The sequence below is a fragment of the Gelidibacter sp. genome, from assembly GCF_035577925.1.
In the GTDB taxonomy this organism is placed as follows: domain Bacteria; phylum Bacteroidota; class Bacteroidia; order Flavobacteriales; family Flavobacteriaceae; genus Gelidibacter.
Genome location: NZ_DATJCY010000318.1, coordinates 1 through 11665 on the forward strand (window position 1 = coordinate 1; position 11665 = coordinate 11665).

Annotated in this window: 13 protein-coding genes; 10 read left to right on the forward strand and 3 right to left on the reverse strand. The window is 34.6% G+C overall.

The genetic code is table 11. The features are described 5' to 3' along the window. A partial coding sequence (locus tag VNJ50_RS12455; protein WP_325582397.1) for a family 20 glycosylhydrolase occupies positions 1–715 on the reverse strand: 715 nt, incomplete at its 3' end. Between the two features lie 62 nt (positions 716–777). Between VNJ50_RS12455 and ligA the strand changes: the two genes are divergently transcribed. From ligA to VNJ50_RS12470, 3 genes are all read left to right on the forward strand, one after another. Continuing rightward, positions 778–2769, forward strand: coding sequence for an NAD-dependent DNA ligase LigA (gene ligA / locus VNJ50_RS12460; RefSeq protein ID WP_325582399.1), 1992 nt, complete (start codon positions 778–780; stop codon positions 2767–2769). A 314-nt stretch (positions 2770–3083) separates the two neighbouring features. Beyond that, entirely contained in the window at positions 3084–3605 is a 522-nt protein-coding gene (locus VNJ50_RS12465; protein ID WP_325582400.1) for a hypothetical protein, read from the forward strand. Between the two features lie 251 nt (positions 3606–3856). Further along, positions 3857–4612: a hypothetical protein gene (locus VNJ50_RS12470; RefSeq protein ID WP_325582402.1), complete on the forward strand. Its 756-nt coding sequence runs from the start codon at positions 3857–3859 to the stop codon at positions 4610–4612. A gap of 3 nt (positions 4613–4615) precedes the next feature. Here the strand turns inward: VNJ50_RS12470 and VNJ50_RS12475 are convergent, their stop codons facing one another. Beyond that, the gene (locus VNJ50_RS12475) at positions 4616–5527 is read right to left on the reverse strand and encodes a metallophosphatase (RefSeq protein ID WP_325582404.1); all 912 of its coding nucleotides are present in this window, start codon (positions 5525–5527) and stop codon (positions 4616–4618) included. A 32-nt stretch (positions 5528–5559) separates the two neighbouring features. Beyond that, on the reverse strand, positions 5560–6318 hold the full coding sequence (locus VNJ50_RS12480) for a 5'-nucleotidase (RefSeq protein ID WP_325582406.1): 759 nt from the start codon (positions 6316–6318) through the stop codon (positions 5560–5562). A gap of 67 nt (positions 6319–6385) precedes the next feature. Between VNJ50_RS12480 and VNJ50_RS12485 the strand changes: the two genes are divergently transcribed. From VNJ50_RS12485 to VNJ50_RS12515, 7 genes are all read left to right on the forward strand, one after another. Further along, positions 6386–6904, forward strand: a complete 519-nt coding sequence (locus VNJ50_RS12485) for a DUF6913 domain-containing protein (RefSeq protein ID WP_325582408.1) — start codon at positions 6386–6388, stop codon at positions 6902–6904. Next, positions 6904–7782 carry a 4-hydroxy-tetrahydrodipicolinate synthase gene (gene dapA / locus VNJ50_RS12490; RefSeq protein ID WP_325582410.1) on the forward strand — a complete coding sequence of 293 codons (879 nt, stop codon included), beginning with the start codon at positions 6904–6906 and terminating at the stop codon, positions 7780–7782. The genes VNJ50_RS12485 and dapA overlap by 1 nt, the downstream gene beginning before the upstream one ends. Positions 7783–7992: 210 nt before the next feature. Next, positions 7993–8808: an outer membrane protein assembly factor BamD gene (locus tag VNJ50_RS12495; protein ID WP_325582412.1), complete on the forward strand. Its 816-nt coding sequence runs from the start codon at positions 7993–7995 to the stop codon at positions 8806–8808. A gap of 10 nt (positions 8809–8818) precedes the next feature. Further along, the gene (locus VNJ50_RS12500; protein ID WP_325582414.1) at positions 8819–9154 is read left to right on the forward strand and encodes a DNA-directed RNA polymerase subunit omega; all 336 of its coding nucleotides are present in this window, start codon (positions 8819–8821) and stop codon (positions 9152–9154) included. 5 nt (positions 9155–9159) lie between these two features. After that, a complete protein-coding gene (gene coaBC, locus VNJ50_RS12505) occupies positions 9160–10365 on the forward strand; it encodes a bifunctional phosphopantothenoylcysteine decarboxylase/phosphopantothenate--cysteine ligase CoaBC (protein ID WP_325582416.1) in 1206 nt (401 codons plus the stop codon). Beyond that, complete coding sequence (locus tag VNJ50_RS12510; RefSeq protein WP_325582418.1) at positions 10358–11245, forward strand: DUF4835 family protein; 888 nt, start codon at positions 10358–10360, stop codon at positions 11243–11245. The genes coaBC and VNJ50_RS12510 overlap by 8 nt, the downstream gene beginning before the upstream one ends. A gap of 101 nt (positions 11246–11346) precedes the next feature. Then, positions 11347–11665 (forward strand): AAA family ATPase (locus VNJ50_RS12515; protein WP_325582419.1); only part of this gene is annotated, 319 nt, incomplete at its 3' end.

Genomic DNA, 11665 nt, shown 5'->3' on the forward strand with positions numbered 1-11665 from the left:
CGTCAATAATATAGGAAGGATCCGTTTTTGCCAATTCGTTGCAGGCAATGTCATGGGAGCTTTCCACACGCCAAGCGCCTTTTTCCGTCAATAATGGATATTTTTTAATTTCAATACGCCAGCCTTGATCTTCTGTTAAATGCCAATGAAACGTGTTTATTTTTAACATTGCCAACGCATCAATATATTTTTTGATGAATTTAACCGAAAAAAAATGACGGCCTACATCCAAGTGCATGCCTCTATATTTAAATTGAGGCGCATCGTTGATAGTGACGTTTGGTATGGAAACACGGGTTTGTGAAAACGTATTATTTTCAAATCCGACAGGTAATAATTGGCGTAAGGATTGTACGGCATAAAATGCACCTTTGTCTGTTTTAGCCCTGATTTCTATTTGTTTTGAGGAAACGGCCAGTTGATAACCTTCGTCATTAGCGATTGTTTCATCCTTAATAAATACAATAGCGTCGTTTTGTTTCAGTTCAATAGGGCTTCCGTTTTCTATAAACTCCTTTAGGAATTTAGCGGAAATTTTAAAGTGGTCGTTAAAGGTCATTCCAACGGAGTTGTCCAAAATAAATTCACCGGTTTGGATCTCGGTTTGGACTGGTTGTGGAAGGATTTGAGGAGTTTGTTTTTCGGCAATCTGGGAATCACAGTTGTATAACAGGTTGATAACAACTACTAACGTGACTAGTTTCTTGAGCTGCATTTTTAGTATATTTGAAGTAGTAAATATAGCTTAAAAAGATAACTTACCCTTCAATGAAATCTATGGATATTCAGCAACATGTTTTAAAACTTCGTGAGGAACTCAATCAACACAATTACAATTATTATGTTCTTGACCAGCCTACAATTAGTGATTATGATTTTGATGTCAAATTAAAAGAACTACAAATTTTGGAAGCACAACATCCAGAATTTGATGACGAACAGTCGCCCACAAAACGTGTTGGTGGTACCATTACAAAGAATTTTGAAACTGTGAGACATGAGCACCGTATGTATTCATTGGATAATTCGTACTCAAAGGAAGATGTTTTGGATTGGGAGGCACGTGTTAAAAAAGTGGTCGAAGGTAAAGTACAATATGTTTGTGAATTAAAATATGATGGAGCCTCCATAAGCCTAACTTATGAAAACGGAGTTTTAAGTAGAGCTGTTACCAGGGGTGACGGTGTGCAAGGTGATGAGGTCACTGCAAATATTAGGACCATCCGTTCAGTGCCATTGCGCTTAAAAGGAGATTATCCGCCAAAATTTGATATCAGAGGAGAAATTGTCTTGCCTTTTGAAGGTTTTAATAAAATGAATGAAGAACGGATTGAAATTGGCGAAGAGCCATATAGAAATCCTAGAAACACAGCGTCAGGCAGTTTGAAACTTCAAGATAGCACTGAGGTCGCAAAACGTCCTTTAGATTGTTTGCTCTATAATATTATTGGAAGTAATTTAAATATTGTCACACAATTTGAAAGTTTGGAAAAAGCGCGCCAATGGGGATTTAAAGTGCCAAAAACGGCGGTGTTGGCCAATTCAATTGAAGAGGTTTTCGAATTTATAGATTATTGGAATGTTCATCGTCATGATCTGCCATATGAAACAGATGGAGTTGTGGTAAAAATAAATGATTTACATCAGCAGGACGAATTAGGATATACTTCAAAAGCGCCGAGATGGGCCATTGCATACAAATTTAAAGCCGAACAAGTTTCTACCCGATTAAATGAAATAACGTATCAGGTAGGGCGTACAGGCGCTATTACACCGGTAGCTAACTTGGAGCCCGTGGAGTTGGCCGGAACAACTGTTAAACGTGCCTCACTGCATAATGCCGATCAAATAGAACGCTTAGATATTAGGGTGGGCGATGAAGTGTTTGTTGAAAAAGGTGGCGAAATTATACCGAAAATTATTGCTGTCGATTTTAGCAAGCGTCTGCCCAATTCACAACCTACCCAGTATATTAAAAACTGCCCTGAATGTGGCACCGAATTGCTTCGAAATGAAGGTGAAGTACAGCATTATTGTCCAAATTATAATGGATGTCATCCACAAATTGTTGGACGTATTCAGCATTTTATTTCGAGAAAAGCAATGGATATTGAAGGTTTGGGCGGTGAAACCGTAGCATTATTGGTTAAAGAGGGGCTAATTCGGGATTATTCTGATTTATATGCGCTATCTAAAGATCAGGTTATAGGGTTGGAGCGGATGGCTGAAAAAAGTTCGGATAATCTGATAAATGGTATCGAAGCGTCAAAGCAAGTGCCTTTTGAACGTGTTTTATATGCTATTGGCATAAGGTATGTTGGTGAGGTTGTTGCAAAAAAGTTGGCTAATCATTATAAGAGCATTGAAAATTTAGCAAAGGCAACAATAATCGATTTGGTGACTGTTGATGAAATTGGTGAACGTATTGCCATGAGCGTTGTCGACTTTTTTGGTTTGGAGCAAAACCAAAGGATTTTGGAACGTTTGAAGAGTTTTGGTTTGAAATTAGAAATTTCAGCTGAAAAATTGGCCAGCCAAACCAATAAGTTAGACGGAAAAGCATTTGTGGTATCGGGGGTTTTTGAATCGGTTTCAAGAGATGAATTAAAAAAACTTATAGAAGATAATGGTGGGCGTGTTGTGGGATCGATATCTACAAAAACCAATTATGTGATTGCTGGCGATAATATGGGGCCAAGTAAGAAAGCTAAGGCCGAACAATTGCAGATTCCTATAATTTCTGAATATGAGTTCATGTCATTTTTGTAATAAAAAACCTACTACCTCATTAATTTCATCGATTAAGTGCAATTTTATTCGTTTAATTGTTAATAGTTGTTATATTTGCTTGAATATGATACTTACTTGATATGATTGCTCAAAAAATATTAATTGCCCTTTTAGGGATTTTTGCCTTAGTGTTTCTAGGTTTTCAAGCTTTCGGGTTAGAGTTCGAAGCTGCAGGAGTTAGAGTTTTGTTACTGTTGTTGTTGATAGGATTGTATTGTAATAGATCCTCTAAGGGAAGTTTTCTCTATTTAGTCTTTCTTGTGTTTTTTTCAATAGCAGAAATTTTAAATTTTGTGAATTGGTTAAGCGCTCCTGTGCCAATAGATAAAATTGATTATTTATATATTATTGGAAATTCATTATATATTTTATCATATTTAATTTTAATTATTCAGACTTTATTATCGTTCAACCTTGTTGAGGTATTCCGAAAATATATATTTCATATCCTTGTTTTAATCCTTTTGGATATACTTTCTGTTGTAGTGGTCACCAATACCATAATGGATGTAATGCCACACTATGCATATTATTTAGAATTTATATATAATGCAGTCATCATGATTTTGTTGAATGTTGCACTGATCAATTATTTACATAAAGATGATAAAAGATCTTTTACACTATTGGTTGGTTCTATTTTTATTTTCTTTTCACAAGTCATTCAAACGGCCTATTTTTATATTTCTGAGATTAGTTTTCTCAATGTGATTTCGTCCCTATTTTTTGTATGTGCTTTTGTGTCCTTCTATTTACATTCCATTTTGGCCAATCGAGAACGTAAAGATTCAATTCTGTCAGATTTAATGGCTTAGTGTCGAGATTTTGATAGTATTTGTTCCATCTGAATTATTTGTCAGTATCGATATTGCTCATGAAAAAAGATAAAAAACGGACTTATTATTTTTCTGTTTTTGTTATCTGAAATTTACTGACACCATTTTTTATTTTTCTGCAATAAAAGACAGATTAATACATTAACAATAAAATCGATGAAATGCAATAAAATGCGGATGAAATTCGTTTTTTTTGTTATATTTGCTTTTCCTACTTATACTAATCTATCATGAAACAGTGGCATGACTTATTACCTAACTGGGCAATAGTTCTATTGTTGACTTTACTAATAGTGCTCAATTTTGTGGCTTCTTATTTTGGGATTTCATTAATTCTAGAAGTGAGCACATTGATGGTAATTCCTTTATTAATGGTTAGTTATTTTTTAAGCCAAAAGGTCATGGCCAATATATTTTTTACGGTGTTTGTCCTCTATTTCCTTGGTGTACTTTTTAATGGACTTGATTACTTGGCAATGTCCTCAAAGTTATCAGAATCTTCATTTCTTGCTGTCTATTGCTTGCTGTTTTTTGTGATGATCGGGAGGTTAAGGTATATTAAACTCGATGGGGTGGTTTCAATATATTTAGTTCTAATTATTTTGGCAAGTAGCTACTTTATGTACATCATGTTTGCTACTGTAAAAGATAGTTTTTCTGATAGTGTTATCATGACTTTGTCTTTGGGAAAAGGAATGGTACTTCTGCTTTTGAGCATTTTGGCGTTTACTATTTATCTGAGTGAAGAAACTGTACAGACAATCTTGTTTTTAATTATTGTATGCTGTTTTGTTTTTTCTGATATATTAAGCTTTATTACCACTATGTACCTTCATTATTGGTTATTTGATGGCATACAAAAAATCCTACAAGGTGTAGGACTTTTATTGTTGTGCATTTATGTTTATAATCATCAAGAACTTGCTAAAGGTTTCAGTAAATTTTCATCAAAAAATAATTTTATCATTAAAACTTTTAGCAATTAAAGGTTAAACCAAAATCGAAATTCCTTCCGCCGATTTGTTTTTATTGCTGTCAAAGTAAAAATCGATTCTGCCGAGGTTAATTCCAAAGCAGCCTACTTGATTGACCAATACGTTTTTGCCAATACTATTTTTTACGACTGTGGGCTTAGGAAGAAACGTATGGGTATGTCCACCAACAAACAAATCAATGTCTTTAGTGGTTTTAGCCAAAACTAGGTCGCTTGGTTTTTGGTCGTTATTTCGGTAATTATAGCCTAAATGTGATAAGCAGATAATCAAATCACATTTTTCATTTTCTTTTAAAATTCTTGCCATGTCTTGGGCAATCTCTGTAGGATCGAGATAAACCGTTTCTTTATACATGTTTGGATCAACCAATCCAGCAAGTTGAATGCCTAATCCAAAAACGCCAATTTTAATTCCGTTTTTAACAAAAGTTTTATAGGGTTTGACATGTGTGTCAAGAGCAGTATTTGAAAAGTCGTAATTGGCACTAATAAAATCAAATTTAGCATGGGGTAATTGTGCGTATAGACCTTCAATGCCATTGTCAAAGTCATGATTTCCAACAGTTGCTACATCGTATTTAAGCATGCTCATAAGCTTAAATTCCAATTCTCCACCATAATAATTAAAGTAGGGTGTACCTTGAAAAATATCGCCAGCATCTAACAATAACGTGTGTGGGTTTTCGGTTCGGATACTTTCAATTAATGTGGCACGTCTTGCGACACCACCTTGATTTGGGTTTCTTCCATCGTCGGGTCCAAAAGGATCAATATGGCTATGGACATCGTTGGTGTGTAAAATGGTGATTTTTTTTGGTGCACTTGAAAATGACTGTAAACCAAAATTTCCCAAACTAGCTAATGCGGTTGCAGCCGTCGTTTGTTGAATGAATTCTCTTCTTTTCATAACATAAATTTATCTTTCAGAAAATAATGACATTAATCCTTTAGTTGAATAAATCGATCATCGATGGTTGGGCTTAAGGTATCCGTTTTTATGAAATAATCAATCAACGCATTCCTTATTTTGTAGTTCAAAACTATGAGTTCTTCGCTGCCTTTAAAAAAATCCATGCCATCACCGCCATTAACAAGATAATCGTTAGTGGCGATATAGTAGGATTTATTAAAATCAATAGGAACTTGATGGATCAAACTTTCTACAACTTTATAGTTTTTGTCCAAGACGATTTTTAAATTTGAAATAGGATGGGCACGTTTGGAACGAGATAAATAGTCTAAAAGTTCTTTGACCTTAGCGCCAGGTAACTTCGAAACCACAATTGAGTTTTCAAAAGGCATCAATTCAAACGCTGTCCTTTTGGAGATCGGTCCTTTGGAAATAATGGATCTAATTCCGCCATGGTTCAATAGTACAAAGTCTATATGTTGGCCTGTTCTTTTAAAAAACACAGGCTCTGATTGCTCATACACAATATCTGCTATAAGGTTTCCAATGGCAGTATTTAAATGGCCATCGGCTTTTGAATAAGTGTCCATTGAATAGCCCAAAACGCTATCAAGATCTTTAGTGATATTTTCTCTGTAGGGCTTAATAAAATCATCAATGTTTGCGTTAGATTGCAAATTATCATTGACGTTTATGTTTTTTCCTTCAATTTTGAAAACCTGTGTTGGTGTTTTGCACGAGAGACAAAAAACGAGGCCGAAAATCAGAAGAATATTTTTAAAATTCATTGAATAACTTATAAAATGTTAATAGAAAAATGTATTGTCTTTACTACCTTTGTCAAAACAAAAGTAAATGATTTTAAAAGCATTTAAGGAAAAATCCAATCAAAAGTTCGTCAATAAATTGTTAAGTTCTAAGAACAATGGAATTAGCAATAAAAAAATTGAATCCGTTGGCGTGATAATCGATTCTGCTGAGTTTTCTGATGTTGAGGCACTAAAGTCTTTTTTTAATGAACTTGGCGTTCAATTGCATAAAATAAAAATTATTGTTTTTGTAGAAGACGAAAAGAAAACCGAACGGTTGTGGGGCAATTATTTCAGTAAAAACGACTTTGGATGGCGTGGTAGTATCAAGCATTCTGAGCTCAATTCATTTATAGATACGGAGTTTGATGCACTGGTCAGTTTTTATAAAAGTGATACGTTACATTTAAAAATGGTAACTGCAGCTTCCAGAGCCAATTTTAAAGTTGGCCTTTCTGGAGTTGACGATCGTCTGTTTGATTTTATACTGGATGTTGACATCAAAGATTTTGATGTTTTTAAAACAGAATTAAAAAAATACTTAACCATATTAAAAAAAATATAATGACTAAATTTCTTGGAACTGGTGTGGCATTGATCACTCCATTCAAATCTGATTTGAGTGTTGATCATGATGCGCTCACAGCTATTGTCAATTACAATATTGATAATGGTATCGAGTACTTGGTAATTTGCGGAACTACCGCAGAAACTGCTACACTTACAAAACAAGAAAAGAAGGAAGTTATTGCAACCATTATAAAGGCAAATGCAGGCCGATTGCCTTTGGTTTTGGGAATTGGTGGAAATAATACAGCTGAAATTATTGAAGAAATAAACACAACAGATTTAATGGCGATTGATGCTATCTTGTCCGTTTCGCCTTATTATACAAAACCTACGCAAGAAGGTTTATACCAGCATTTTAAAGCAATTTCAGAAGTTTCTCCAAAGCCAATCATACTTTACAATGTTCCCGGTAGAACTTCCGTTAATATGTTGCCGGCTACAACCTTGCGTTTGGCCAATGACTTTAAAAACATCATTGGTATTAAGGAAGCAGGAAATAATGTGGCTCAGTATTTACAACTCTTGAAAAACAAACCCGACGATTTTTTAATTATATCAGGTGATGATGATTTGGCATTGGGCGTTGTTTTGGCTGGTGGTACAGGAGTTATTTCTGTTTTAGGACAGGCATTTCCGAAAGATTTTTCAAATATGATACGAGCAGGAATTGAAGGAAAGGCTAAGGAAGCTTACAAAATCCATTTTAAATTGATGGATGTGACCTCGCAAATTTTTGAAGAGAATAATCCTGCCGGAATAAAAGCAGTTTTTGAAGCTTTGAATTTAGCTCAAGATGTTGTTAGATTGCCACTGGTAGTTGCCTCAAAGGCATTGAAAGAAAAGATAAATAAAAGTGTAGCACTTCTTAAATAAAGAAGAAACGTTAAATTTTATTTAAACGTCTTATTAGCTTAAATCCAATGCTTAATTTAGCCTAGAATTTTTTATTTTATAATACGTTATAAATGTGTATTTTTGCATTCTGTTTAAAAATGACAAAAGGCCATTTAAACATAACCTTTATTTATGAGCAAATTTAAGCTGGCATTTCAATCTAATAGTACAAATAACAATATTTTTTGGATGAAAAACATTTTTTACACATTACTGATCACCTTAGTGTTGTCCTCTTGTAGTGAATATCAAAAGGCATTAAAATCGGAAGATATTGCTACAAAATTCAAACTGGGTTCTGATTTGTATGATGCTGGTAAGTTTAGCAAAGCCAATAAGTTGTTTGCACAGATTGCACCACAATATAGAGGAAAGCCACAAGCGGAGAAACTGATGTACATGTACTCCAATTCTTTTTATCAAATGAAGGATTACTACATGGCAGGTTACCAATTTGAGCGTTTTGAAGGGCAATATCCAAAAAGTGAAAAAGCGGAAGAAGCACTGTTTATGTCTGCTAAAAGTTTTTCAAAATTGTCACCAGTTTACAGTAAGGAACAAAAAGAAACCATTACAGCCATTGAAAAGCTTCAGTTGTTTATTAATAAATATCCCGATTCGGAGTATTTGTCTGAGGCCAATGCTATAATTCAAGAATTGGATTATAAATTAGAGAAAAAAGCTTTTGAGATTGCAAAACTCTATAACAAAATAGCCAATTTTGAGTCAGAAGATTATGAAGCTTCAATAAAAGCATTTGATAATTTTCTGTTAGATTATCCGGGATCTTCTTTCAGGGAAGAAGCCATGTTTTACCGTTTTGATTCGGCTTATAAGTTAGGAATCAATAGTGTGGAGTACAGACGCGAAGAGCGTATAAATATTGCAATTAAGCATTATAACGCTTTTAACAAAGCCTATCCAGAATCTCAACACAATTCAGAGGCTTCAACAATGATTAATGAATTGCAAACCGCAATTTTAGCATATACAACAAAAAGTTAATTTTATATAGATGATAGATTTAAAAAAGAGCAATGCTCCGGTAAGTACAATCACTTACAACCGTAATGAAATTGATCAGGAAACAGGAAACATCTACGAGGCTATCTCTGTAATATCAAGAAGAGCTGAGCAGATCAATACGGATATCCGTAGAGAGCTTGTAGATAAGCTTGAGGAATTTGCAACTTATAATGACAGTCTCGAAGAGATTTTTGAAAATAAAGAGCAAATCGAAGTATCTAAATTTTATGAAAGATTGCCAAAACCACATGCACTTGCTGTACAGGAATGGTTAGATGATAAAATTTATTTCAGAAATACTGAAGACGATATTAAAGAAGCATAATTAAGATGTCAGTTTTAAGTGGCAAACATATACTTGTCGGCATTACTGCTGGTATTGCTGCTTATAAAACGGCACACCTTGTTAGGTTATTCATAAAAGCGGGTGCTCACGTAAAGGTCGTGATGACGCCCGCTTCTAAAGACTTCATTACACCTTTAACACTTTCTACTTTATCTAAAAATCCGGTTCATTCTACGTTTGTTGACGAAGAAGATGAGGTATGGACCAACCATGTCGATCTCGGATTATGGGCCGACTTATTTGTAATCGCTCCTGCGACCGCCAACACGATGGCTAAAATGGCCAATGGCATATGCGATAATTTATTAATGGCCGTTTATTTATCGGCAAAATGTCCTGTTTATTTTGCACCAGCAATGGATTTGGACATGTATAAGCACGAAAGCACATTACATTCTTTTAAAACATTGGAATCCTTTGGGAATATCATGATCCCTGCAACAAGTGGCGAACTTGCCAGTGGATTGGTAGGTGAGGGCCGTATGGCAGAACCCGAAGCTATTGTGGCGCATATTGAGCAGAACATTTTAGATCAATTGCCATTAAAAGGAAAGAAAGTTCTTATTACTGCCGGTCCAACTTATGAAGCTATTGATCCCGTCCGTTTTATTGGAAATCATTCAAGTGGAAAAATGGGATTTGAAATTGCCAAAGTTGCCGCCAATCTTGGGGCTGAGGTTGTTTTAATTTCTGGACCAACTCACGAAACTGCCGAACACTCGTTTATTAAACGTATTAACGTGGTTAGTGCTGCTCAAATGTATGACGCGGTCCATACTTATTTTAATGCTGTTGACATTGCTATTCTTTCTGCAGCAGTTGCCGATTATACGCCCATGAATGTGTCGGACATCAAAATAAAGAAGAAAGAAACATCGTTTTCTGTTCAATTGGAGAAAACAAAGGATATTTTGGCATCTATTGGGAAAATCAAGAAAAACCAATTTTTGGTGGGTTTTGCCTTAGAAACCAATAATGAATTGGAAAATGCTATAGGAAAATTAAAAAGCAAGAATTTAAATTTAATTGTGCTAAATTCGTTAAAGGACAAAGGTGCCGGTTTTGGTGGTTCAACTAATAAAGTTACTTTTATAACTGATCAGCAAGATATCATGACATTCAATTTGAAATCAAAACACGAGGTCGCTGTCGATTTATTGGATCAAATTATAAAACAAATTCATGCATAAACTTATTTACATACTTGTTATAGCTTTTACCTCGGTTGGATTTTCTCAGGAATTGAATTGTAACTTGGTGGTTAATGCGCAACAAACAGGTAATGAGAATGTTCAGGTTTTTAAAACACTCGAACGGCAATTGAATGAGTTTATCAATAACACTCAATGGACCAACAAAAACTATAAGTCTCAAGAGCGCATTGATTGCAGTATGGTTATTAATATCAGCGATTATAACAGCGATGTTTTCCAAGCTACCATCCAGGTACAATCCTCACGACCTGTTTTCAATTCAACTTATAGCACACCGGTTTATAATTTTAACGACCGGAATTTTACCTTTAGATATCTCGAGTTTCAAAACTTAGTTTTTAATCCTACACAGTTTGAATCTAATTTAATTTCAGTTTTAGCCTATCATGTTTTTATGATCTTAGGATTGGATGCCGATACGTTTGAATTGAACGGCGGTGATCCGTATTTTGCCCAAGCACAAACCATTACCAATTATTCACAACAAGGTAATTATAAGGGATGGAAACTAGAAGATGGTCAGCAATCTCGTTTTGTGCTTATCGACAATATGTTATCGCCAACATTTAAGGAATTCAGAACCGTGATGTACAATTACCATCGCAACGGTTTGGATGTTATGGCAGACAATGATAAACTTGGAAAAGAAACCATTGCCAAAGTTTTTGAAGATCTTAGAGCGATGAATAGCCAACGACCAAATTCGTTTTTGATGCGTGTTTTTTTTGATGCTAAAGCCGATGAAATCCTTGATGTTTTTTCAGGTGGACCAAAGATTAACATAACGGAAGTTAAAGATATTCTTAACAGAATTGCGCCTACTCATTCTTCGAAATGGCGTGAAATAAATTTTTAAAATAAAAACTAAGTTGGTACCATTGTTTTGTGCTTATATCAGCATTGGTTTAAAAGCTTAATTTTATCGTCAATTCAAAATAATAAATCCCAAAACTAATAATGCTCACTTCACTTTCCATAAAAAACTATGCTTTAATTGATAATCTGCAAGTTCAGTTTAATAATGGACTGACAATTATTACAGGTGAAACTGGAGCAGGAAAATCCATTCTGTTAGGAGGATTATCGCTTATTCTTGGTAAACGTGCCGATTTGAGCAGTGTCAAAAATGCTTCTGAAAAGTGTGTTATTGAAGCTACTTTTGATGTAGCCAATTACAATTTAAAAGCGTTATTTTTAGCAGAAGACTTGGATTATGAACCGCAAACCATTATCCGCAGGGAAATTCTTCCTTCAGGAAAATCCAGAGCATTCGTTA